General features: G+C 64.4%; 21 protein-coding genes. 14 read left to right on the forward strand and 7 right to left on the reverse strand.

Annotated features, from left to right (window positions below; translation table 11 throughout):
• Positions 1-145 precede the first annotated feature (145 nt).
• The 3 genes from IVB28_RS02995 to IVB28_RS03005 form a co-directional block, all read right to left on the reverse strand.
• Complete coding sequence (locus tag IVB28_RS02995; protein ID WP_247524569.1) at positions 146-1669, reverse strand: D-alanyl-D-alanine carboxypeptidase family protein; 1524 nt, start codon at positions 1667-1669, stop codon at positions 146-148.
• A gap of 188 nt (positions 1670-1857) precedes the next feature.
• On the reverse strand, positions 1858-3666 hold the full coding sequence (locus IVB28_RS03000; RefSeq protein ID WP_247524570.1) for a glucan ABC transporter ATP-binding protein/ permease: 1809 nt from the start codon (positions 3664-3666) through the stop codon (positions 1858-1860).
• Positions 3667-3756: 90 nt separating this feature from the next.
• Positions 3757-4806, reverse strand: coding sequence for an ABC transporter substrate-binding protein (locus tag IVB28_RS03005; protein ID WP_247524571.1), 1050 nt, complete (start codon positions 4804-4806; stop codon positions 3757-3759).
• Positions 4807-5030: 224 nt separating this feature from the next.
• Here IVB28_RS03005 and IVB28_RS03010 point away from each other — a divergent pair, with 224 nt between their 5' ends.
• The 7 genes from IVB28_RS03010 to IVB28_RS03040 all read left to right on the forward strand — a co-directional run bounded on the left by IVB28_RS03010 (position 5031) and on the right by IVB28_RS03040 (position 10768).
• On the forward strand, positions 5031-5399 hold the full coding sequence (locus IVB28_RS03010; protein WP_247524572.1) for a hypothetical protein: 369 nt from the start codon (positions 5031-5033) through the stop codon (positions 5397-5399).
• Positions 5400-5515: 116 nt separating this feature from the next.
• Entirely contained in the window at positions 5516-5920 is a 405-nt protein-coding gene (gene hisE, locus IVB28_RS03015) for a phosphoribosyl-ATP diphosphatase (RefSeq protein ID WP_247524573.1), read from the forward strand.
• Between the two features lie 165 nt (positions 5921-6085).
• Positions 6086-6688, forward strand: a complete 603-nt coding sequence (locus IVB28_RS03020; RefSeq protein WP_247524574.1) for a YqaA family protein — start codon at positions 6086-6088, stop codon at positions 6686-6688.
• Positions 6689-6734: 46 nt separating this feature from the next.
• Complete coding sequence (locus IVB28_RS03025; RefSeq protein WP_247524575.1) at positions 6735-7253, forward strand: hypothetical protein; 519 nt, start codon at positions 6735-6737, stop codon at positions 7251-7253.
• A 36-nt stretch (positions 7254-7289) separates the two neighbouring features.
• Complete coding sequence (locus IVB28_RS03030; RefSeq protein ID WP_247524576.1) at positions 7290-8690, forward strand: aspartate ammonia-lyase; 1401 nt, start codon at positions 7290-7292, stop codon at positions 8688-8690.
• A 184-nt stretch (positions 8691-8874) separates the two neighbouring features.
• Positions 8875-9843, forward strand: coding sequence for a nitronate monooxygenase family protein (locus IVB28_RS03035; RefSeq protein ID WP_247524577.1), 969 nt, complete (start codon positions 8875-8877; stop codon positions 9841-9843).
• A 145-nt stretch (positions 9844-9988) separates the two neighbouring features.
• Positions 9989-10768, forward strand: a complete 780-nt coding sequence (locus IVB28_RS03040; RefSeq protein ID WP_247524578.1) for a thioesterase family protein — start codon at positions 9989-9991, stop codon at positions 10766-10768.
• Between the two features lie 335 nt (positions 10769-11103).
• Here the strand turns inward: IVB28_RS03040 and IVB28_RS03045 are convergent, their stop codons facing one another.
• Entirely contained in the window at positions 11104-12666 is a 1563-nt protein-coding gene (locus tag IVB28_RS03045) for an AMP-binding protein (RefSeq protein ID WP_247524579.1), read from the reverse strand.
• Between the two features lie 122 nt (positions 12667-12788).
• Between IVB28_RS03045 and IVB28_RS03050 the strand changes: the two genes are divergently transcribed.
• The 4 genes from IVB28_RS03050 to IVB28_RS03065 all read left to right on the forward strand — a co-directional run bounded on the left by IVB28_RS03050 (position 12789) and on the right by IVB28_RS03065 (position 15782).
• On the forward strand, positions 12789-13763 hold the full coding sequence (locus IVB28_RS03050; protein ID WP_247524580.1) for a nitronate monooxygenase: 975 nt from the start codon (positions 12789-12791) through the stop codon (positions 13761-13763).
• 140 nt (positions 13764-13903) lie between these two features.
• On the forward strand, positions 13904-14152 hold the full coding sequence (locus IVB28_RS03055) for a hypothetical protein (RefSeq protein ID WP_247524581.1): 249 nt from the start codon (positions 13904-13906) through the stop codon (positions 14150-14152).
• Between the two features lie 136 nt (positions 14153-14288).
• Positions 14289-15008 carry a hypothetical protein gene (locus IVB28_RS03060; RefSeq protein WP_247524582.1) on the forward strand — a complete coding sequence of 240 codons (720 nt, stop codon included), beginning with the start codon at positions 14289-14291 and terminating at the stop codon, positions 15006-15008.
• Between the two features lie 84 nt (positions 15009-15092).
• A complete protein-coding gene (locus tag IVB28_RS03065) occupies positions 15093-15782 on the forward strand; it encodes a hypothetical protein (protein WP_247524583.1) in 690 nt (229 codons plus the stop codon).
• A 127-nt stretch (positions 15783-15909) separates the two neighbouring features.
• On the opposite strand, the gene IVB28_RS03070 is transcribed toward IVB28_RS03065, so the two are convergent.
• Positions 15910-17469 carry a winged helix-turn-helix domain-containing protein gene (locus IVB28_RS03070; protein WP_247524584.1) on the reverse strand — a complete coding sequence of 520 codons (1560 nt, stop codon included), beginning with the start codon at positions 17467-17469 and terminating at the stop codon, positions 15910-15912.
• A gap of 379 nt (positions 17470-17848) precedes the next feature.
• Between IVB28_RS03070 and pcaB the strand changes: the two genes are divergently transcribed.
• Together pcaB and IVB28_RS03080 are read left to right on the forward strand one after the other, a co-directional pair.
• The gene (pcaB, locus tag IVB28_RS03075; RefSeq protein WP_247524585.1) at positions 17849-19210 is read left to right on the forward strand and encodes a 3-carboxy-cis,cis-muconate cycloisomerase; all 1362 of its coding nucleotides are present in this window, start codon (positions 17849-17851) and stop codon (positions 19208-19210) included.
• Positions 19211-19323: 113 nt separating this feature from the next.
• Entirely contained in the window at positions 19324-20580 is a 1257-nt protein-coding gene (locus IVB28_RS03080) for an aminopeptidase (RefSeq protein WP_247524586.1), read from the forward strand.
• A gap of 173 nt (positions 20581-20753) precedes the next feature.
• Here the strand turns inward: IVB28_RS03080 and IVB28_RS03085 are convergent, their stop codons facing one another.
• Positions 20754-21302, reverse strand: coding sequence for a hypothetical protein (locus IVB28_RS03085; RefSeq protein ID WP_247524587.1), 549 nt, complete (start codon positions 21300-21302; stop codon positions 20754-20756).
• A 233-nt stretch (positions 21303-21535) separates the two neighbouring features.
• On the opposite strand from IVB28_RS03085, the gene IVB28_RS03090 reads away from it, so the two are divergent.
• Positions 21536-21991 (forward strand): cupin domain-containing protein, encoded by a 456-nt coding sequence (locus tag IVB28_RS03090; protein WP_247524588.1) that lies wholly within the window; start codon positions 21536-21538, stop codon positions 21989-21991.
• A gap of 75 nt (positions 21992-22066) precedes the next feature.
• On the opposite strand, the gene IVB28_RS03095 is transcribed toward IVB28_RS03090, so the two are convergent.
• Positions 22067-23119 (reverse strand): amidohydrolase family protein, encoded by a 1053-nt coding sequence (locus tag IVB28_RS03095; protein WP_247524589.1) that lies wholly within the window; start codon positions 23117-23119, stop codon positions 22067-22069.
• Between the last annotated feature and the right edge of the window lie 35 nt (positions 23120-23154).

Genomic DNA, 23154 nt, shown 5'->3' on the forward strand with positions numbered 1-23154 from the left:
GGCTTGCCTCATTGCCGCCAGTATCGAACCTGCCGGAACGGGTGGCAAGCCGAGGCTTAGGGCAAAGGTTGGGGAGGAGCTACTGGAATCCGGCAGACAGCGCTGCCGCAGGTGCGAAGCGCCGGCTCTCGCGGGAGGAGCGCCGTTAACCGTTGTTGGCCGGCTTGGCCGGCTTGGTCGCGGCCTTGGGCTTGGCGGGCTTCGGATCGCCGCTTGCCGCAGGCTTCTCGGCGGGTTTTGCCGCCGTATCGTGCTTGGCGGCAGCATGCTTGGGCGCCGCCGGCTTCGCTGCAGTCTTGCTGTCGCTCTTGCCGTCGTTCTTGCCGGTGTTCTTGGCCGCAGCCGGCTTGGCCTCCGGCTTGGCCGCAGCCGGCTTGGCCTCCGGCTTCGCCGCGGCCGTTTTGGTGTCCTTGTTGGCGTCCTTGCCCGCGTCTTTCGGCCTGTCGGCCGCGTCGGGCTTCCTGGCCACGCGCGACTTCTTGCCACGCGGCTTGGACGCCGTCTGCTGGTCGGCATCCGCTGCGACCGCCGCGATCAGGGCGGTGCCGGTGCGGGTTGGACCGGTATAGACCAGCACGGGCTCGGTCGGCGCCGGAGCCGAGGCCATCAGCTCGGAGGCCCTCATCAGGGGCGGCTGGAGGCCGGCCGTGAAGAAAGTGACCTGGGCTTCGCCGCCGGTGGCCGAGGCCGATCCGGTCGAGGCGCCACTGGCTGCGATCAGCGCATCGTCGTCGTCGCTGGCCGGCCGCTTGCGATGGCCGCCGCACATTTGGTCGCGCAGGTTCGGCGGCGAGGCGTCGACCGGCACGAGGTTGTCGACCGTACCGAGCGAGGGGCGCAGCCAGGTCAGATTGTCCTGGCCGAAGCCGCGCTCGAGCAGTTGCGCCGCCTTCACCGCGCGCGCGGTGCCGGAGCTCGCACCCAGCACCACCGCGATCAGCCGGCGGCCGTTGCGCGTCGCCGACGCCACCAGATTGTAGCCCGAGGCACAGATGAACCCGGTCTTGAAACCGTCGGCGCCGGGATAGCGGCCGATCAGCTTGTTGAAATTGCCGGTGACGCGCTTGCCGAAACGCATTGCCGGGATGTGCACGAAATATTCGTATTCCGGCAGGTCGCGCAGGAACGAGCGCGCCAAGATGCCGAGGTCGCGGGCCGAAGTGATCTGACCGTCGGCGGGCAGGCCGTTCGGATTGACGTAGCTGGTCTGCGTCATGCCGAGCTTCTTGGCAGTGTCGTTCATCATCGCGGAGAAGCCGTCGATCGAGCCGCCGACGCCTTCGGCAAGCACCACGGCCATGTCGTTCGCCGACTTGACCATCATCATCTTCAGCGCGTTGTCGACGGTGAGCTGCGTTCCCGGACGGAACCCCATCTTCGAGGGCGATTGCGAGGCCGCCGTGGGCGATACCGTCAGCAGCGTATCGAGCGCCAGTCTGCCGTCCTTGACCGCCTTCAACGTCACATAGGCGGTCATGATCTTGGTGACGGAGGCCGGATACCAGGGAATGGTCGCGTTCTCCGCCTGCAGCACCTTGCCGCTGTCGGCCTCGATCAGCAGCAGCGCTTCGGCGCTCGCCGCGCGGGGCGCGAGCAATGCGGCGCATGCGAAGCTCGCAGCGAACAGGTTGAACAGGGATTTGCGAAGCAGCGGGCGTAGAGCGTGCACTATCCGATTCCGGTCCTTGGAGACCCGCCGGTTCCGGACGGTTCTCGTGATCTGATGTTCGGTTTTGAAATCCAGCGCCGCCGCTTGCGGCGTCGCAACCTATACCGGCTGGTGCGTCGAGAATAGGGGCATCAGCGGGGTATTCCGCAATGAAATAGGCCGAATTTCGACGATGTTATGAGGAGTTGCTACGGGGATTTGGCAGCCGTCGCGGCAGCCTCAGCCGCCGTCATGCTGGCCCGTGTGCTCGCTTGAGCGGTTTCATGGACCATAAACTGGGCCCTGGCGAGCTCGGCAAAATGGCCGCCTTTTGCCACGAGTTCATCGAAAGTTCCGGTTTCGATCACGCGTCCATTCTCGAACACGAGGATCCGCGTGGCGTTGCGGATGGTGGAGAGACGGTGGGCGATCACGAAGGTGGTGCGGCCCTTCATCACTTCGTCGAGAGCGGCATTCACCTTGGTCTCGGTGACGGCATCGAGCGCGCTGGTGGCTTCGTCCAAGATCAGGATCGGCGGATCCTTCAGCAGCGCGCGGGCGATTGACAGGCGCTGCCGTTCGCCGCCGGACAACATGCGGCCGCGCTCGCCGGCATTGGTCCCGAAACCGCCGCTGCGCTCGATGAAGTCGAGTGCCTGCGCACGCTCGGCCGCCTTGCGCATCTCGGCTTCGGTCGCGTCCGGCTTGCCCACGCGCAAATTCTCCTCGATCGAGCGGTTGAACAGCAGCGCTTCCTGGAACACGACTCCGATATTACGCCGCAGCGACGTCAGCGTCACGCCGCGCACGTCCATGCCGTCGATCCTGATGAAGCCGGATTGCGGGTCGAAGGCGCGATGCAGCAGCGCGATCGCGGTCGATTTGCCGGCGCCGGTCGGGCCGACCAGTGCGATGGTCTGGCCGGGCAGCGCCGTGAAGGTGAGGTCCTCGACCGCCGGCCGCTTGCCGTCATAGGAGAAGGTGACGTCGTTGAACTCGACGAGGCCGGAGAGCCTGCCGGCATCGATCGCGTCGGCTCGGTCGTGCACCGCGGGCACGGCATCGAGCACGCCAAAGAACTCGCGCAGGCGCGGCGCTTCCATGAACACGTTGTTGATGAAGCTGACGACTTGTTCGAGCTTCTGGATCAGCAGCGTCGCAAAGCTCACGAACATCACGATCTCGCCGATCGAGGTGAGCCCCTGGTCGTGCAGCGCGATACCGAGCGTGAAGATCGCGAGCACCGTGATGGTGGTGGACGCGCGCGTGATGACAGTCACGAGCGCCCACCACGACAGCACCGGCATCTGCGCTTCGAGCAATTGATCGGCGACGGAGCGCAAGCCCTTTACCTCGGATTCGACGCGCACGAAACTCTGCACCAGCGCGACGTTGCCGAGGGCGTCGGAAGCGCGCGCCGACAGCTCGCTGTAGTGCTCCTCCACCTCCATCTGCATGCCGAAGGTTCTGCGCACCACGAAGGTCGTCAACCCCGTGAAGACGATGCAGAGCACGAACAGCAGGATCGCCAACCGCCAGTTCAGGTAGAGCGAGAGCGGCAGCAGTACCACGACCGAGAGGATCGCGGCAAAATGCTCTCGAAAGAAGCCGACCCATAATCGCCAAAGCGCATCTGTGCCGTTGAGCATCACCTTCATCAGCCGGCCCGAATGGGTGCCCGAGTGGAAGGTCAGCGGCAGTTGGAGGATATGCTCGAAATAGTCGGTCAGGACCGCCTGACGCTGGCGGTGCGAGAGCCGGTCGGCTTGCAAGGCCACGATCGCGCTGCACATGATGGTGAAGAGCCCGAATGCGACCCAGGCCACCAGGAACGGCCAGGCCGAGTTCGAACCGGCCACCGTCTTGCCGGAGAGCACGTCGACGATCCGGCCGAACAGCACGGGTTCGGCGAATTGCGAACCTGCCAGCAGGAGATTGACGACCGCGAGCAGCCAGCCCAGCCGTGCCTCCTTGCCGAGCAGCTCGAGAACACGGGTGTAGAGACGGAGGATGGACATGGGACGACGAGCTCGGGCGGCTGGAACGGAGTGAGCGCATACTCTAAGCAGGGATCGCCCGCGAGATATAGCGGAAGCTGTCGGTTTTGCTCAGTTGATCAGCCGCCCTGCGACCGGCGGCAGGAAGCTGTCGTCGAAGATATCGCCCGCGGTAGGCCGCTTACGGAATTTGAAGTCCTGCGCGATCTGGCCGATCGAGCGCTCCAGGCGCGCCGGATCGATGCCGCCCACGCCGTTGCGCCTGACCTCGTCGGTCAGGACGTTGTCGGCGAGGACGGTGTGCAGGCGGTCCAGCTCCAATTTGCGGTCGCCGTCGTCGATGCGGCTCGCGGCCTCGTCCGCCGCACGCGTCGGCTCCTTAACCGTCCCGGCGATGCCGGCGATCAAGGCGCGGACGAAGCCCTTCACGGCGTCCGGCTTTGCTGCGGCGAAGGCGGGATTGACAACTACAGCGAAGCCATAGGCCTCGCAGCCGTAGTCGGCATAACGCAGCACGACGAGATCGGCTCCGGGCACGCCGCGGTCGCGCAAGTTCACCGCGGAGAGATAGTTGAAGCCGGCGACCGCATCGACCTGTCCTGCGGACAGGATCGGCTCGCGCACCGCCGCGCCGATCTTGTGAAATTTGGTGCGCGATGTCTTGATGCCGTTCTGCTGCGCCAGCGCCGGCCACAACCGCATCGACAGATCGCCGTCGGCTACTCCGACGGTCTTGCCATCGAGATCTGGCAACACTTGGATGCCTCGGCTCCTGCGCGCGACGATCGCGTAGGGCGCGCGGTTGAATAGCACGAACACCGCCTTGACCGGCGCCGCATCTTCCTTGTCGCGAAAGCGGATCAACTCGTTGATGTCGACGAGCGCAAGCTCGCTGTCGCCCTTGGCGACACGTGCCAGCGCCTCCGGCGATCCGGTTGCGCTGCTGAAGGACACGTTGAGACGCTCGGCGCTGAAGCTGCCGTCTTTCGCCGCAAGGAAGAACGGCGCCATGCTCGCGTCGAGCGGGCGGTCAAAGCTGAAGTGGATCGCAACGGACGGCGCAGCAGTCTCGGCCGCACCGACACCGCGTGCAACGAGCGTTGCAAGCGAGATCGAGAGAGCCAGCAGGCAACGGAGGGCGGTCGTCTTGAATCCTGACATCGATGCGCCGGTCCGTATTGTTATGGTTTCGTGACGCTCGCGGCGCCGGCTGCGGCCAGTCTCTCCGCGCCAATATGAACGGCGGATGAGTGGCGGTTGCGTCACGATCACGCAACCCCGTTCAGCTTGTGTTGGGGTTGGGGAACCCAACATGAGATGCAGGTGTTTGAGAGACATGAGCCTGTCTGCAGGCACCATTCTAGGTCCCAAGGAGGGTCCAGACCATGTTTGAGAGCTTTTCGAAGTTTGCCGGCCGCAAAGCCGTTCTCGCCACCGCCGCGGTGCTGGCGCTGACCTCGGTCGCCCCTACCGCGTCGTTCGCGGGAGGCCGCCACTGGCATGGTGGAGGTGGCGCGGCTCTTGCCGGCGCGGCCATCGCCGGCGCCATCGGCACCGGCCTTGCGATCGCCGCCACCCGTGATGCCTACGCCTACGATGCCCCGGCTTACTATGGCGGCGGCCCGGTCTATTACGACGAGGGTCCGGTCTATTACGGCGGCGACTCCTATACCGGCCCGCGCCCGTTCCACCGTTGCGGTGGCCCGTACCGGTCCGCGCAGGGCGGCCAGGGCAACCTCTCGACCTGCTACTGAGCGGGGCTCCCCAGCTTGACCTGAACAGGCCGTCGCGCTTGCCGCGGCGGCCTGTTTTCTGCTTTATTGGCGCGCGTTAACGCGCTCGACATTGCTTTAGAGTAGTTTTGAGTACCATGAGTGATTCGCTTGAGCGGCTATATCTGGCTGTGCTCGCGGCCAGAGATCTTGATCCGGCAACGTCGCGTACGGCCCGGCTGTTTCAGCGCGGGCCTTCCAAAATGGCGAAGAAGCTGGCCGAAGAGGCCATCGAAGTCGTGATCGATGCGGTCAACGGCGATAGCGATGCCGTGATCCGGGAAAGCGCCGACCTGCTCTACAATCTCACCGTGCTTTGGGCCTCTGCCGGCGTGCGCCCTGAGGATGTCTGGCGCGAGATGACGCGGCGGGAAGACATGCTTGGCATCGCCGAGAAGCTGCCGAAATCCTCGATGAAGCTGCCCAAAGTCGCGTCACCGCGCGTGGCCGCCAGGCGGCCAATTGTCGCGCACGAGGGCCGTGCGGTGCGCAAGCGCCACTAAAGCGCGATGAGACCAGCGTGAATGGTCATCACGCGTTAGCCTCTTGTTTGAGCATGGTCTTTTCGGAAAACCGCGGAACACTTTGCGCTGGCGCGGCCCTTCGGGTCCGGATCATGCTCGAAACGTCATAATTCGCCTCAATCTCGGCATGGACAAATCCATCCCATGGTGCTTCATCGCGGCGCCATGCTGAAACGTATCTACGATTGGTGCATCGACGCCGCCCACAAGCCCTACGCGCTCTGGATCATGGGCGTCGTGTCTTTCGCCGAAAGCTCGTTCTTTCCGGTCCCGCCGGATGTGATGCTGATTCCGATGTCGCTGGCCCGCCCGCAGCGCGCCTGGCTCTATGCAATGGTCTGTACCGTCACCTCGGTGCTCGGCGGCGTCGTCGGCTACGCCATCGGCGCATTGCTGTTTGACTCGGTCGGCCAATGGCTGATCCAGGTCTACGGCCTCGGCGGCAAGGTCGAGGCCTTCCGCGCCTCCTATGCGGAATGGGGTGCGGTGATCATCCTGTTGAAGGGGCTGACGCCGATCCCCTACAAGCTCGTGACAATTACGTCGGGCTTTGCCGGCTACAACATCGTCCTGTTCATCCTGTGCTCGATCGTCGCGCGCGGCGGACGCTTCTTCATCGTCGCGATCCTGCTCAACCGCTACGGAGACTGGATCCGCGTGAAGATCGAGAAGCATCTCGGTCTTGTGGTGGCGGTCGGTGCTGCCGTGCTGGTGCTCGGCTTCGTGGTGGCGATCAAGCTGATCTAAACCTCCGCGCTTTGCCGCAGGGTCGGCTTCGGCTACGGTTGCCGTCATGATGGTTCGATCCGGCAATCCGGCTCTGCGGCTTGTGACGCTGATGTCAGCAGTGCTGATCCTGCTCGCTGCCTGCGGGACCGGGTGGGCGCAATCGGCGCCGCCCTCGCTTGGCTTGCAGGAGCAAGGGCCGCAGGCTCCGCCGCCGCCCTCGACGCCCGCACCCGCAGAAAATTCCGGACTGATCAATGAAATGGGCAAGCTGTTCGACAAGCTGCCCTCGATCCTGCCGCCGATCAAAAGCCCCAGCGAAACCATGAATGACCTGTCGCGGCTGGCAAAGCCCTCGACCATGGTGTCGGGTCGCGTGGCTTGTCCAGCCTCGTCCAACGGTGCGCCCGACTGCAAGCAGGCCGCCGACCAGCTCTGCCAGAGCAAGGGCTACAAGGACGGCAAGAGCCTGAATGCGGACTCCGCGGAGAAATGCTCGGCCAAGGTTCTGATCCCGGGCCGGACCCGCAAACCTGACGATTGCCGCACCGATACTTTCGTGACCAGCGCGCTGTGCCAGAACTGACGTGAAAGCCTCGCACGCATGCAGCAAGGAGCGCCCATGAGCCGTACGGAGCAGGACTTCCTCGGACAGCGTGAGATCGCCGACGACATCTATTACGGCGTTCAGACCATCCGCGGGAAGGAGAACTTCCACATCACCGGCATTCCGATGAACCAGGAGCCTTACTTCGTGAAGGCGCTCGGTTACGTCAAGAAGGCCGCCGCCATGGCCAATCGCGATCTCGGCGCGGTGGATACCAAAGTCGCGGAAGCTATCATCGTGGGCTGCGATCGCGTCATCGCCGGCGACATGATGGATCAGTTCGTGACCGACTTCATCCAGGGCGGCGCCGGCACCTCCACCAACATGAACGCCAACGAGGTAATCGCCAATCTTGCGCTGGAATCGCTCGGCTTTGCCAAGGGCGACTACCAGCATGTCAGCCCCAACGATCACGTTAATTACGGCCAGTCGACCAACGACACCTATCCGACCGCCTTTCGGCTGGCGCTGATCCTGCGGCTCGAGAGCTACATGACGGCGCTGCGCCAGCTCCAGGAGGCCTTCTTCGCCAAGGGCAGGGAGTTCGATCGCGTGCTGAAGATGGGCCGCACCCATTTGCAGGACGCGGTGCCGATGTCGCTGGGCGCGGAATTCCGCGGCTGGGGCACCACCATGGGCGAGGAGGTCGATCGAATTTCCGAGGCCCGCGCGCTGCTGCGCGAGATCAATCTCGGCGCCACCGCGATCGGCACCTCCGTCACCGCGGCGCACGGCTATCCCAAGCTCGCGGTCCGGCATCTGAGCGCGCTCACCGGCGTCGACTTCATCCTCGCAGGCGATCTCGTCGAGGCGACCTCGGACACCGGCGCCTATGTACAGCTCTCCGGCGTCCTCAAGCGCACGGCGAGCAAGCTGACCAAGATCTGCAACGACATCCGCCTGCTCGCCTCCGGCCCGCGCGCCGGTTTCAACGAGATCAACCTGCCGCAGCTGCAGCCGGGATCCTCGATCATGCCCGGCAAGGTCAATCCTGTTATCCCCGAGGTCGTCAACCAGACCAGCTTCCTCGTCATCGGGCTCGACACCACGGTGACGCTCGCGGCCTCGGCCGGCCAGCTCCAGCTCAACGTGATGGAGCCGGTGATCTCGTTCGCGCTCTTCTTCTCGATCCGCACCATGGAGCGCGCGGTCAACAGCCTGCGCGAGAACTGCGTCGTCGGCATCACCGCCAACGATGAGCATACCCGCAACATGGTGCTGAACTCACTCGGCATCGTGACCGTGCTGAAGCCGCTGCTGGGCTACAAGCAATGCGCCGAGATCGCGCGCGAAGGCTACAAGAGCGGCAAATCGCTGCACCAGATCGTCGTGGTCGAGCGCAAGCTGCTGACGCAGGAGAAGTGGGACGAGATGTTCTCGTTCGAGCGGCTGATCAATCCGGATCTGCTCGGGTGACGGCGCTGCCGCGTTGAAGGTGCCACCTCTCCCAACGGCAGAGGTAAAGGTCGAATTCCGCCGGTTGGAATTGCGGTAGCCGATCCGCCACGACTGCAAAACGCAATACTTGACAGTGGAAAGATTGCCTTGTTGGTATGGTGTCCAACCTTCCATTGACCGGCCAACATAGGATCGTCTCGCAATGTCCATGCCTGCCTTGTTCAAGGGACGCCTGTCGATCCCCGTGATCGGCTCGCCGCTCTTCATCATCTCGGTGCCCGATCTTGTGATCGCGCAGTGCAAGGCGGGGGTGGTCGGCTCGTTTCCGTCGCTGAACGCCCGGCCGCCGGAGCTGCTCGACGAATGGCTGGCGCGGATCACGGAAGAACTCGCGGCCTATGACCGCGCCCATCCCGACAAGCCGTCGGCGCCGTTTGCGGTCAACCAGATCGTGCACAAGTCGAACAACCGGCTCGACCACGACATGCAGCTCTGCGCCAAGTACAAGGTGCCGATGATCATCTCCTCACTCGGCGCCCGCGAGGAGCTGAACCAGGCCGTGCATGGCTGGGGTGGCATCGTCTTCCACGACGTGATCAACCAGAAATTCGCGCACAAGGCGATCGAGAAGGGCGCCGACGGCCTGATCCTCGTCGCGGCCGGTGCCGGCGGCCATGCCGGCACCATCTCGCCGCTGGCCTTCGTCGCCGAGACCCGCAAGTGGTTCGACGGTCCAATCGCGCTGTCGGGGGCGATCGGCAACGGCAAGGCGATCCGCGCCGCACGCGTCCTCGGCGCCGACTTCGCCTATATCGGTTCGGCCTTCATCGCGACCAAGGAAGCCAACGCGGTCGAGAAGTACAAGGAGATGATTGCCGGCTCGAGCGCCGACGACATCGTCTATTCCAACCTCTTCACCGGCGTGCACGGCAACTACCTGAAACCTTCGATCCTCGCTGCCGGCATGAATCCAGAGGATCTGCCCACCTCCGATCCCTCCAAGATGAATTTCGGCACCGACGCTTCCGGCGAGCGCGCCAAACCGAAGGCCTGGAAGGAGATCTGGGGCTCGGGCCAGGGCATCGGCAGCGTCGACGGCATCTTGCCCGCCGCCGAACTGATCGCGCGCTTCAAGAAGGAATACGACGAAGCGATCGATCCACCGTTGTAATTCTCATGTCCCGGACGCGGTGCAATGGCTAGCATTGCTCCGCAGAGCCGGGACCCGTCGCCGCAACGAATCGACCCGGATCAGCAGCGCACCGCTACGCGCTGCGCAGCCTCCGGGGACCGTCAACTGAGACTGCTTTGAAACGATGACCGCCATCTACCGCGTCGACCGCAATAGCGTCGTCACCAGCCCTGATGCCGCCGGTCCCTGGGACCAGCGCATGCAGCACGGCTCGGCGCCAGCCTCGCTGGTGACGTGGGCGGCAGAACGCATCCCGACGCCGGTCGCGATGAACATCGCGCGCGTCACCATCGATCTGATGCGCCCGGTACCGGTGGGGCCGCTCACCATCGAGACCGAGGTCCTGCGCGAAGGTCGCAAGATCCAGCTGTGCGAGATCAAGCTGCTCGCCGATGGCGTGCAGGTCGTCGGCGCCACCGTGCTCAAGATCAAGCAGCAGAAGCTGCCGTTGCCCGACGACGTCAAGGATACACCCGTCGAGTTGCCGTCGCCTGAAGATTCCTTCGTCGAGGACGGCCCAGCCGTCACCAGCCCGTTCGTGAGAATAGTGTCGATGCGCGCCGCGCGCGGTCGCTTCGGCCAGGCCGGCCCCGGTGCGATCTGGTTTCGCGTCGACCATCCGCTGATCGCAGGTGAGGCGATTTCGCAGGCGATGCGCGCCGTGGTCGCCGCCGATTTCTCCAACGGCACCGCCTCGATGCTCGACTTCCGCGCCTGGACCTACATCAACGCCGACCTCACCGTGAGCTTCGCACGTCAGCCGATCGGCGAGTGGATCCTGCTCGACGGCGAATCCTGGATCGGCGCTGACGGTGCCGGGCTCGCAATGTCGCGCCTCGCCGACCGCCATGGCTATTTCGGCCGCGCGGTGCAGAGCCTGGTGATAGAGAAGCGGCAGGCGTGACGGCAAGCGCCGCGATTGCTCTTGAAGCCAATTGAACGGCAGGCTTCCGCCGCCGCGGAAGGCATGCTCGGTGGTGTTCGAAGAGGCATCCTGCTGTTCAGATTCCGTAGAAGATCTTGATCTCCCACAGCACCACGATGATAGCCGTGATCAAGGTGACCGCGGCGACTGCACTTTCGAGGGAAGCGACTCTCATCTTACTCTCCGCTTCCCAGCCCTATCAGCGGTCTAGATGATTCTCCGATTCGCCGGCAATTCCGCGGGCGTCACCGCCTGACACTCCGTTGCGCGTTGTGGTGTCGGGGCAACAACGACACCGTAGAATCCCGGGATATTCATCCCACCATCCGATCCCGGCCGCTCCAGAAGCCCGCACGCAGCACCTTCTTGTCGACCTTGCCGACGCCGGTCATTGGCAATTGCTTGACGAACTGGATCTGCTTGGGCGCATGCGCAGAGCCTTTTCGGGTCTTGACCAGGTTGATCAGCTCGTCCGGATCGGGCCGTGCGCCCTCGCGCGGCACCACGATGGCGGTGACGGCTTCGCCCCATTTCTCGTCGGGGATGCCGACGACCGCGACCATGGCGACATCGGCATGTTGCGACAGCACGTCCTCGACCTCGCGCGGGAAGATGTTGAAGCCGCCGGACACGATCATGTCCTTCTTACGGTCAAGGATGAACATGTAGCCGCGCTCGTCCTTCCGCGCGATGTCGCCGGTGTGGACCCAGCCGTTCTTCAGCGTCTCGGCGGTGATGTCAGGCCGCTTCCAGTATTCGGCCATGACATGCGGGGCGCGCACGCAGATCTCGCCGGCCTCGCCCGTTTTCACCTCCTGGTCGTTATCATCGAGGATCTTGACCTCGCAGGCCGCGATCGGGAAGCCGCAGGACAGGAACAGCTCGGGCGTCTTGAGATCGTGATCCGCCTTGCGCAGCACCGAGACCGGGTAGCATTCGGTCTGGCCGTAGAGCTGCGAGAACACCGGTCCGATGCGCTCGATCCCCTCGACCAGCCGGCTCGGCGACATCGCGGACGCGCCGTAGAGCACCAGCTCGAGGGAGGACAGGTCGGTCTTGTCAATCGCGGGGTGGTCGAGCAGCACGTAGATCATGGTCGGCACGAACAGCGTGAAGTTGATGCGCTCGCGCGCGATCGTGGCCAGCACGGCCTCGGGATCGAATCCCTTCAGCATGTGCACGGTGCCGCCGCGCATCAGGGTCGGCAGCACTTTCGTGCCGGCGACATGACTGATCGGGGCGACCGTGAGGTAGCGTGCCGCATCGGGGATCTCGAAATCGGCGAGGATCGCGGCGGCAGCTCCGGCATTCTCGCGGTGATAGCGCAGCGCGCCCTTGGATTTGCCGGTGGTGCCGCCGGTGTAGTTCAGCGTGGAGAGATCGTCGAGGCCGGCGAGGCACTGTGCGCTGGCGTGTCCCGCGCTCTCGATCGCCGCCAGCAGATCGACACCGTAGCCGGCCGGCCCCATGGTGAAGACCGCCTTGAGCAGGCTCGCTTTCGCGGCGAGCTCGCCGCCACGGTCGCGGAAGGCAGCCGCATCCACCACCAGCATCTCCGCTTCGGAATCCTCGAGCTGGAAAAGCTGGTCCTCCAGCGATCCCAACGGATGCAGCCAGGTGATGCAGAGCCGCGATAATTGCGCGGCAACGCCGGCGCACCAGGTGTCGGCACGGTTCGCGGTGAGGAAGGCGACGCGCGCGCCTGTCTGCAGTCCAAGCCGCATGAACACGCCCTGGATGCGTCCGATCAGGTCGATGGTGCCTTGGTAGCTCAGCGATCCCTCAGGCCATGCGAAAGCGGTGCGGCCGGGATAGCGCGACAGCGCCCGTAGCGCCTGAGCGCAAGTCGGGGACGATGCGTGGAGCGGATCGGACATATGTTTCCTCGTTGCTTGTCACCGGCTTGTGGCGTGCCAATGTTGCTGATGACGCTAGCACAGGGACCGCGGCATGAAACGACAAAGCCCGCGCGGGAGCCATGAGTGACAGGGAGATTTGAGTGACATCCGATCGACTGCAACGCTTTCGCGAACGTCTCGCTCTGCCTTTGATTGCAGCACCGATGTTTCTGGTGTCGGGCGTCGAGCTCATGATCGCGGCCTGCCGCAACGGGGTGATCGGCAGCTTCCCCACCGTGAATTGCCGCAGCACGGAGCAGCTCGATGAATGGCTCAGCGCGATCGAGACGCGGCTGCGCCAGCACGAAGATCAAACCGGCCGCAAGCCAGCGCCGCTCTGTCCGAACCTGATCGTGCACCGCTCCAATGCGCGGCTGGAGCAGGATCTCGCCGTGCTGCTGCGGCATAGACCGGAGGTCGTCATCACGTCGGTAGGCTCGCCCGCGCCCGTGTTGAAGCCGCTGCACGATGCCGGTGCGCTGGTGCTGGCGGATGTCGCTTCCATCCGCCATGCCGAACGCGCGGCGGAAGCAGGTGCCGACGGGCTGGTGCTGCTCACCGCGGGCGCCGGCGGCCAGACCGGCTGGCTCAACCCGTTCGCTTTCGTCCGCGCGGTCCGTACATTCTACGACGGCGTCGTCGTGCTCGCAGGCGGCATCAGCGACGGCCATGCGCTGCATGCGGCCGAAGTGCTCGGCTGCGATCTCGCCTATATGGGAACGAAGTTCATCGCGACGCGCGAGAGCATGGCAGACGAACGCCACAAGCGGATGCTGGTCGAGAGCAGCGCCGACGACGTTCTGCTCACCACCGCCTTTACCGGCCTGCAGACCAGCATGCTGAGGCCCTCGATCGTCGCCGCCGGGCTTGACCCCGACGATCTGCCGGCGCGGGGCAGGATCGACATCGCTGAGGATATCGACGTCGCCGCGCGCGAAAACCGGCCGAAGCGCTGGCGCGACATCTGGAGCGGCGGGCACTCCACCTCGGGTGTCACCGATGTGCTCCCTGTCGACCATCTCATTGCGCGGACGGCGCTCGAATATCGAGAGGCGAGAGCACGCCTCTCCCCGTAAAAATGCGGAAACGCCGGGGCTGCTTGTCCCGATCCCAGTTAATCGAGCGCTCGCTCGATAGGCCTCCCTTAACGGCAGATTAACCAAGGCCGGCCAAGAATCCTCTCGCGGTTGCCGATCGGGGCCGAGAGGGACAGGCGATGGACTTCGATTATCTCAACAGCAAGACCGCGGCTTCGTTGGACGAAATCCGCGTTCGGGTCGCTCATGCCCTGGCGCGCCACCCGCTGTGCCGCAACGTTCGTTTCGACATCCTCAGCGTCCCCCGTACCCGGCGTGGCGGCAACTGGACGGTGACGTTGCAATCGGTCGAGCCGCGCGCGGTCTGGGAGGCCTCGGAGATCGTCGCCGACATCCAGGACGCCTACGAGCTGGCCGTAGCTGCCTGATTTCCCTGGATTTTTACGGGGTATGTCGCGCCAAACACACTGATTGTCGCAACGATGGCACACTCAAGCCTTAATTCGTGCCCTTTTCCTCGGCAACGTTAACAAACTCGTGAAGCGTCCGTTCCCGGAGAGACGTTTGTCCAAAGCCATCACCATCGTTGTGCTCACCTGCTTCCTCGTCCTGGGTGCCGCCACAACCGCCATTCTTGGCCGCGACAGCGTGCCCAGTGTCAGCGAAGAGATGATCTCGCAGACCCCTCAGCCCAAGCCCCTCGCAACCAACCGCGCCGCCAAGGCGGACCGCCTGGTCCCGACCCTGGCCCTGGCTTCGGCCGCGATTGAGCCGGTCCAGGTGCCGGCCGACAGGCTTTCGCAGGCGCCCGTGCTGACCGAGCCGCTAAGGCAGGCCTTTGCCGCTGCAACGCCGTCCGATTTCCCGATGCCCAAGGCGTCGAGTTTGTCCGAAGCGCCCGCCACTGCGCAGGTTCCCGCGGTCGAAGTCCCGGCGGCCAAGCCAAAGCTTGTGGCCAAGCCGCAGCCGCAGAAAAATTATTCGCTGCTGTCCGACGCTCAGATCGCAGGTATCAGGGATCGCCTGAAACTGTCGTCCTCGCAGGAATATTATTGGCCCTCGGTGGAGAGTGCGCTCCGCAACGTCGTGCGCAAGATCTCGGCTAACAAGCTCTCCAATCCGAACGCGCCACCCAGCGCGCAGATCGATCCGAATTGCGACGAGGTCCAACAGTTGAAGTCGGCCGCTATGCCGCTGCTGTTCCAGCTGCGTGACGATCAGAAGGAAGAAGTGCGCAAGCTCGCCCGGCTCATCGGGCTTGAGAAGGTCGCGCAGCAGATCTGACCTAAGTTCCTTCGGGAACTGCTTCGACACCAGGAACATCCGGCAATCAACGCGCGTTGCTCGCTCCAAAGAGGGAGTGGATCAATGCGCGCCTCGACAGCCTATTTCGTCGGTGCCGGAACCATCGTCGCAGCCATCGCCATTGGTTTGGGCGGCGGCATCGTTGCCGGCAACATCATGAATCCGGTCGCGTCCAAGCAGGGCCCGGACACCAGCAAATTGGCGCAGCGCGCCGAAACCGCCGGCGCGCCACCGGCCACAAATGCGCCCTCGGAACGCGTCAATTATCTCACCGGTTCGCAAGCCTTCGGCGCGATCGCTGCCGCGCCGGCGCAGGCCGAAGCAAAGCCCGAACCCGCAAAGCCTGACACGCAGTCCACCCAGGCGAACGCCGAACCGGCGGCACCGCCACCTGCGCAGGCAGCCGCGGTCGAGCCGCCCAAGGAGCAGGCCAAGCCAGCAATCGCGTCGTCCTCGAAGGCCATAAAATCGACCGACCAGCAGGCCTCGGCCGATCCGTCTTCTTCCCCCGAGAACGCCTATGCCAAGGCCAGGGAGCCCGACGTGAAACGTGCGGCGTCCGAACGGCGCCGGACGGAGCGCCGTGAGCGCTGGGCCGAGCGCCGCCACTACGACTCTCGCGAGCAGCGCGGCCGGCCCGATTGGGACGATGTCGCACGCAATATCCGCGAAGATTCCGATGCGCGCGATTACGCCGGCCGCCCGCGCGGCGGCTTCCCGCAGATCAGGCTGTTCGGGCCCGACGACGATTAAAAGCATGAGCCGGAAAAGTGCGCAGCGGTTTTTCGGAAAAGATCATGCTTAAACAACAACCTAAAGCGCGATGGGGATTCACGCTTTAGCGCCAGACCGAAGCTGCGCCGTCATTGTTGCGGCGCCGTCATTTCAGTCCCGCGCGGCGAAATCCCTCGAGATAATGCGCACGATCCTCGTCCCGCAGCATCGGCAGCTCGCGCGTGATCCAGGCGAGTGAGACCGCGGGCTGAGCGCGGCGTAGACCTTCCAGGGCGGAGGCCGCGAGCGCCGGATCTCCTGACATCCCGGCGGCGGCCGTCAACACGCGGTGCGCGCCGACGAAATCGCCGCGTTGCCGCATCGACTCCCGCGCCATCTGCACGGCTCCCTCGTAGTCGCGGCCGACGAACCGGGCGTAGGCCGCAACCCCGCAATAGATCGCCGCGAGCGGGTCGCGCGGGCTGAGCCGCAGCGCGCGACGCGCGGCGGCATCGCCATCCTGCCATCGTCCCGCGTAGCACAGCGTCACGCCGTAAAAGGCGTGCGCCATTGCGAAATTTGGATTGAGCTGCAGCGCCAGTTCGAACTCCGCCAGTGCGTCGTCGAAGCGGCGGCGGAACAGATAGGTGTAGGCGAGGCCGTGATGGGCCCAGGCATCCTCGCGATCGGCCTCCACCGCCGCGAGCGCCGCGCGCTCGGCGATCGGCACCGTCGCGGCCATGTCGGTCCAGCCCATATGCGCGCCGAAGATATGGCTGGTCGCGAGCAGGCCCAGCGCCTTGCCATAGGCGGGGTCGATCGCGACGGCCTTTTCGAGCAGCCCTTGCGCGATTGCATTGTCCTCACGCGTGCTGCGCCAATGATGCGACAACGCGCGCATCACGAGGTCCCAGGCGTCGAGACTTCCCGGCGGCTTCTGCTGGGCGCGAAAGCTTTCGGCGGCATAGAGCTGAGGCTCGATCGCAGCGACGATCGCCTCGGTGATTTCGTCCTGCACGGCGAAGATGTCGGCGAGCTCGCGATCGTAGCGCTCGGCCCAGAGATGGCTGCCGGTCGAGACATCGTTCAGCTGGGCCGAGATGCGCAGGCGATCGCCGCTCCGCCGCACGCTGCCTTCGACCACGTAGCGCACCCCGAGCTCGCGCGCGACCTCGTGGATGTGCACGGCCCGGCCCTTGTAGACGAAGGAGGAGTTCCGTGCGACGACGAAGAACCAGCGCAGCTTCGACAGCGCGGTCATGATGTCCTCGCTGATGCCGTCGGAGAAATAATCCTGCTCGTCCTCGCCGCTCATGTTGGTGAAGGGCAGCACGGCGATCGCGGGCCGTTCGGGAAGCGCAAGTGCAGCGCGCGGCACCCAGGCGGCGTGACCAGGTTCCGGCGTGATCGCGCCCCCCTTGGCCTCGACATCGCCGACGAAGCGAAAACCCTTGCGAGCGATGGTGCGGATCAGTGCCTGGTTCGCCCCACTGTCACCGACCGCCTTGCGCGCGGCGTTGATCCGACTGGTCAGGGTGGATTCGGAGACGCTGCGCCCGTGCCAGATCTTGTCGATCAACTCGTCCTTGCTGACCACCCGGTCGCGGTTCTGCACGAGGTGGACGACGAGATCGAAAACCTGCGGCTCCACGGCAACGGGAACCTGCTCGCGGCTCAACTCGCGCAGGTCGGTATCGAGCAGGTGGTCCCTGAACAGAAACTGCACGTCGAAAACTCAGGCCTCGTTACGAAATCGGGCAGGCAAAATGACAAAAATGAAATATGGGTCGAAAGTTGTGAGTCTGCCGAAGGGGATGCTTGGTTCATCGTTTCGCGTGATGGCAGCCATGCCCTTCGCGGAGGGAATACAACCGCGACCGGAATGTTGCGGTGGGCCGATTGCCAACGAGATGATGTTCGCCCATCCAAAGCCGTTATCCTGAGGCGCTGGAGCGTAGCAGAGCCCTAAAGATGACGGAGCACCACGAGACGTGCCGTCATAATGCCGCCGCGCGGTAGATCTGACGAGTGGTGAAGGTCCTTTGCCGAACTGGGCCGACTGCGTAAGCTATCGCCACACAAACACCAACCACGAAGAAACGCCCATGCCCGCCTTTTCCGCATCCACCACCGTGCTCGATTCCATGCTGTTCCGGGACGCCTTCGGCACGCCCGAGATGCGCGAGGTGTTCTCCGACGTCGCGCTGGTGACGCGCTATGCCGAGGTCGAGGTGGCGCTGGCGAAGGCGGAGGCGAGGTGTGGCGTGATCCCGCAGCAGGCGGCCGAGGCGATCGCGGCGCGGACCGACGTCGCCGCGCTCGATTTCGACCTGTTGCGGCAGGAGACCGAAAACGTCGGCTATCCGATCCTCCCCTTGGTGCACCAGATGGTGAAGCAATGCGGCGAGGCCGGCCGCTACGTGCATTGGGGCGCGACCACGCAGGATATCATGGACACCGCCGTGGTGCTGCAGCTGCGCGCTGCGCTGGAGATCGTCGCGCGCGACATCGACGAGCTGCGCGGCATCCTGGCGAGCCTCTCCAAGCGCCATCGCGACACGCCCATGGCTGGCCGCACCCACCTCCAGCAGGCGCTGCCGGTGACCTTCGGCTACAAGACCGCAATCTGGCTTGCCATGTTCGACCGCCATGCCGAGCGGCTGGCGCAGCTGAAGCCGCGCGTGCTGGTCGGCCAGTTCGCCGGCGCCGCGGGCACGCTGGCCTCGCTCGGCGACAAGGGCTTCGAGGTGCAGGAGGCATTCTGCGCCGAGCTGAAGCTCGGCGTTCCCGCCTCGACCTGGCACGTCGCGCGCGACGGCTTTGCCGAGGCCGTGAACTTCCTCGCACTCGTCACCGGCTCGCTCGGCAAGATCGCGCTCGACATCATGATCATGGCCTCGACCGAGTTCGCCGAGGTCTACGAACCCTTCGTCAAGGGGCGCGGCGCCTCCTCGACCATGCCGCAGAAGCGCAACCCGATCTCATCGGAACTGATGCTGGCGGCCTCCAAGGCGGTGCGCCAGCACGCCGGGCTGATGCTTGATGCCATGGTGCAGGATTTCGAGCGCGCCACGGGTCCCTGGCACGCCGAATGGATGGCGATCCCGGAAAGCTTCGTGTTGACCGCCGGCGCGCTGTACCAGGCGAAGTTTGCCCTCGCAGGCCTTATCGTCGACGCGAAGAAGATGAATGACAATCTCGCCATCAGCCGCGGCCTGATCGTGGCCGAGGCGGTCATGATGGGGCTCGCGCCGCAGCTCGGCCGGCAAGAGGCCCATGACGTGGTCTATGACGCCTGCCGTCAGGCCAACGACAAGGGAATGAGCCTGGCCGATGCGCTGTCCGCCGATTCGCGGATCACGAGCCGCATCGATCGCGCCACAATCGAGGCGCTCACCTCACCAAAAAATTACCTCGGGCTTGCGCCTGCCATGGTTGACCGGGTGCTGAAATCGGCAACGCGTTGAAAACCAATATGCGTGAAACTGCGTATCTTCCCAGTGTCGCAAGGTGCTCGCGCACTTGCGCCGCGCGATGCTAGCCTTAGATTGAACGAGAGACTTTCGGCAGAGGGCCCCGCATGACTGATCACCGCAATTCCACCGCTCCCATTGATCCCGCGAAGCTCGACCGGTTGGCCGAGGTGGCGGTGAAGGTGGGCCTGGGCTTGCGGCCGGGACAGGATCTGCTGCTGACGGCGCCCGCGATCGCGCTGCCGCTGGTGCGGCGGATCGCCGTGCATGCGTACAAGGCCGGCGCCGGTATCGTGACGCCGATCCTGTCGGACGAGGAAATGACGCTGGCGCGCTACCGCCACGGCCACGACAGCAGTTTCGATCGTGCCGCCGGCTGGCTCTACGAGGGCATGGCCAAGGCGTTCTCGGACAACACCGCGCGGCTCGCCATCGTCGGCGACAATCCGATGCTGCTGTCGGACCAGGATCCTTCCAAGGTGGCGCGCGCCAGCAAGGCGAATTCGATGGCCTATCAGCCTGCGCTGGAAAAGATCGTCAATTTCGACACCAACTGGAACATCATCGCCTATCCAAGCCCGTCCTGGGCCAAGCAGGTCTTCCCTGATGATCCCGAGGACGTCGCGGTCGGCAAGCTCGCGGATGCGATCTTCGCGGCGTCCCGCGTCGACCGCGAGGACGCGATGGACAATTGGGCGAGCCACAATGCGGTGCTGCGCGAGCGCACCAATTGGCTGAACGGCCAGCGTTTCCGCGCGCTGCAGTATTCGGGGCCGGGCACCGACCTCACCATCGGCCTGGCCGACGGCCATGAATGGGAGGGCGGCGCCTCGCTCTCCAAGAACGGCATCAGCTGCAACGCCAACATCCCGACCGAGGAGGTCTTCACCACGCCGCATTGCCGCCGGGTCTACGGCCATGTCGTGAGCTCGAAGCCGCTGTCCTACCAGGGCACGCTGATCGACAACATCGCCGTGCGGTTCGAGGACGGCAAGATCGTGGACGCAAAAGCCTCGCGCGGCGCGGAGGTGCTGAACAAGGTGCTCGACACCGATGAAGGCGCCCGCCGCCTCGGCGAAGTGGCGCTGGTGCCGCATTCATCGCCGATCTCGCAGAGCGGGCTGTTGTTCTACAACACGCTGTTCGACGAGAATGCAGCGTCTCACATCGCGCTCGGCCAGTGCTATTCGAAGTGCTTCGTCAACGGCGCCCAGCTGAGCCCGCAGCAGATCGCGGCGCAAGGCGGCAACCAGAGCCTGATCCATATCGACTGGATGATCGGTTCGGCCGAGACCGATATCGATGGCATTTTGCCCGATGGCAGCAAGGTGCCGGTGTTCCGCAAGGGTGAGTGGGCGAAGTAAGGCTTCCTGCAGCCATCCTTCGAGACGCCCGCCGCTGGCGGGCTCCTCAGGATGAGCAGGAAGTGCGCGGCAGTCGCTTCAGCGGGCATCGATGTCGATCAGCCTCATCCTGAGGAAACCGCGAAGCGGCCGTCTCGAAGGACGAGGCGCGCGCTCGATCTCTGTCGAACGACTCACGTCGCCGCGTTGCGCAGCCTCGGATTGTTGTCGATGCTGAAACGGTTGAACAGTGTCGTGAACGGGCTGCCGTCGGTGGCCCGCACGACGGCGTCGGAAGCAGCGATCGCTTCGTAGAGCGCGCCGACAGGATCGTCCGCCTCGCCGAGGCGGAGGCTCTTGCGGATCTCTGCGCGGGCTTCGTTGATCTCGTCGTGGAGCGTCGCCTCGAGCGCCTCCGCCGCGCGCCGCATCTCCTGGAGGTCGCCACCACCGGAAAATTTCAGGATGTCGAGCCAATAGGGGCGGGCGACGACGAGCTGGATGAACGACTCGAACGTAGCAGCGATAATTCCCGCGCGGCCCTCCGATGAGACGTAGAGTACATTCTGCGACGGCAGCAGCACGAACGCGCCGCCAGAGCCGTGACTGCCGATCTGCCGTGGGTTTTCAGTGCCGTCGATGGTGAACCAGGGCTCCTCGTCCGGCACGAAGGAGACATCGAGGCTGATGAGCCGGGTGACGACTGCGCGATCGGCTGTCACAACCTCGGGCGTGAGGGGCATCGGCGTGGCTCCGCTTGGTGTTCGCGCACTTTGTCGCACCCCGGAAAGGATCGGTTCATGTGCACGAATTTGCAGGGAAATCGCCGCATTAACCGCGTTGCGTCCGCAACTTCCGGCTGATTTTCGGGGCCGGCGTAAGAAAGAATTAAAAACCGGTGACTAGCGTTCCCGGCATCTTTCTAAATAATCCGGGCCGAGACCCGGCCATATTTATTATATCGCTGGGGAAGAAGATGTCGCGCGCATTGATCGAAATCGGTAGCTGCAATGTCGACCTCGAGCTGCGGCCGATCGAGCCGTCCTGGATCATCGAGGGTAATCCCGTATCGCGCTCGCACATCTTGTCCACCAGCGCCGACGGCACCGCCTCGACCATCATCTGGCAGTGCACCGAAGGCCGCTTCAACTGGTACTACGACATCGACGAGACGATCATGATCATGGAAGGATCGATCGTGCTCGAGAGCGACGGTATGCCGCCGAAGCGCTACGGCCCCGGCGATGTCATTTTCTTCCGCGACGGTGCGCACGCCAAATGGCATGTCGAAGGCCACGTCAAGAAGATCGCCTTCTGCCGGAAAACCAATCCCGTGATGATCGGCTTCCTGATCCGCGTGGTCAACAAGCTCAAGAAGATATTCGCTTTCGGCGGCGAGCGCCGTCCGGCCTCGCTGATGGGTGCCGGCTAGTCTCTAATTCAACGACGCTTCCCAGCGGCTACGACGGAAGAGGGGGCGGGATCAACATCCCGGCTCCTCTTCTCGTCATGACGGCGCCGCGAGCCGGTAGACATCGATTGCGGTCTGCGAAAACAGCGCCGTCTTCTCGGCCTCGCTCAGAGACGAGCTGATGCGCTTGAAGGCGTTGAAGATCACCTGATAGCTGCACTGGCCCTTGTCCGGCGGGAAATTGCTCTCGAACATCGCGCGTCTGGGGCCGAACGCCTCGATGCAGGTCTCGACATAGGGCCGCCAGGCCGTGGCAAGCTCCTCGGACGATGGCGGCCTCTGGCGCAAATGGAAGTCGTAGCCGAGCAGGCACATTGCGAGCCCGCCGAGCTTGACCACGACGTTCTCGCATGTCGCGATCTTGCGGATCGAGGCGCGCCATTGCGCAAACACCTCCTCGCGCCGCCCTGCAAAGCGGCCGATTCCGGCCGGGCCGCCGCAATGGTCGAGCACGATCCTGGTGTCGGGAAAGGCGCGCGCAAGCTCGGTGAGCTCACCGATCTGCGGATGGAATAGCCAGGCATCGAAGCTGAGATTCAGCGGTGCAAGGCAGGCAAATCCCTTGCGGAAGGTCGGGTCCTGCAACAATCCCCTCGGCCTGTTCGCATACATGCCGGCGACGATGGGATCCTCGTCCCAGGCCGAGGAATGCCGGATGCCGCGGAAGCGGCCATTGCCGGCCGCGATCTCGGCTTCCAGCACCCCCTTTGCGCTATCGCCGAGCAGCAGATTGGCGTGGCTGACGATACCGGCGCAGATCGCGGCCTTGCCGTAAGCACCGCTCGCGCTCATCGCGGCAACACCGTTGGCGAACTCGACTTCGCCGACAGGCCGGAATGCCTCGGGCCCATGCGCGCGGTACATCGAGCGGCAATCGACATAGACGGTGGCGACGATGTTGTGGCCGGAAGCGATGTCCGCGGCCATCTCCTCGATCAGATAACGGTGCCCGCGATTCCAGAGGTGGTGATGGGGGTCGACGATCGGCCGCAAGGGATCGATGATTTCCTCCTGCTGCAGCGCGAGCCAGTCCTCGCGCGGCTCGACGAACAGCCCGCTCGTATTGGCGGGCATACCGCTTGCAGCCATCGGCGTTCGCTCCCTTTAGGCTTCTTGTGCCGGGA

This window comes from Bradyrhizobium sp. 199 (assembly GCF_023073355.1).
Lineage (GTDB): Bacteria > Pseudomonadota > Alphaproteobacteria > Rhizobiales > Xanthobacteraceae > Bradyrhizobium.

Coding starts and splice junctions, on each gene's coding strand:
- IVB28_RS03000 (WP_247524570.1), bottom strand. CDS start 3,666: ATGTCCATCCTCCGTCTCTACACCCGTGTTCTCGAGCTGCTCGGCAAG.
- IVB28_RS03005 (WP_247524571.1), bottom strand. CDS start 4,806: ATGTCAGGATTCAAGACGACCGCCCTCCGTTGCCTGCTGGCTCTCTCG.
- IVB28_RS03010 (WP_247524572.1), top strand. CDS start 5,031: ATGTTTGAGAGCTTTTCGAAGTTTGCCGGCCGCAAAGCCGTTCTCGCC.
- hisE (WP_247524573.1), top strand. CDS start 5,516: ATGAGTGATTCGCTTGAGCGGCTATATCTGGCTGTGCTCGCGGCCAGA.
- IVB28_RS03020 (WP_247524574.1), top strand. CDS start 6,086: ATGGTGCTTCATCGCGGCGCCATGCTGAAACGTATCTACGATTGGTGC.
- IVB28_RS03025 (WP_247524575.1), top strand. CDS start 6,735: ATGATGGTTCGATCCGGCAATCCGGCTCTGCGGCTTGTGACGCTGATG.
- IVB28_RS03030 (WP_247524576.1), top strand. CDS start 7,290: ATGAGCCGTACGGAGCAGGACTTCCTCGGACAGCGTGAGATCGCCGAC.
- IVB28_RS03035 (WP_247524577.1), top strand. CDS start 8,875: ATGTCCATGCCTGCCTTGTTCAAGGGACGCCTGTCGATCCCCGTGATC.
- IVB28_RS03040 (WP_247524578.1), top strand. CDS start 9,989: ATGACCGCCATCTACCGCGTCGACCGCAATAGCGTCGTCACCAGCCCT.
- IVB28_RS03045 (WP_247524579.1), bottom strand. CDS start 12,666: ATGTCCGATCCGCTCCACGCATCGTCCCCGACTTGCGCTCAGGCGCTA.
- IVB28_RS03055 (WP_247524581.1), top strand. CDS start 13,904: ATGGACTTCGATTATCTCAACAGCAAGACCGCGGCTTCGTTGGACGAA.
- IVB28_RS03065 (WP_247524583.1), top strand. CDS start 15,093: ATGCGCGCCTCGACAGCCTATTTCGTCGGTGCCGGAACCATCGTCGCA.
- pcaB (WP_247524585.1), top strand. CDS start 17,849: ATGCCCGCCTTTTCCGCATCCACCACCGTGCTCGATTCCATGCTGTTC.
- IVB28_RS03080 (WP_247524586.1), top strand. CDS start 19,324: ATGACTGATCACCGCAATTCCACCGCTCCCATTGATCCCGCGAAGCTC.
- IVB28_RS03085 (WP_247524587.1), bottom strand. CDS start 21,302: ATGCCCCTCACGCCCGAGGTTGTGACAGCCGATCGCGCAGTCGTCACC.
- IVB28_RS03090 (WP_247524588.1), top strand. CDS start 21,536: ATGTCGCGCGCATTGATCGAAATCGGTAGCTGCAATGTCGACCTCGAG.
- IVB28_RS03095 (WP_247524589.1), bottom strand. CDS start 23,119: ATGGCTGCAAGCGGTATGCCCGCCAATACGAGCGGGCTGTTCGTCGAG.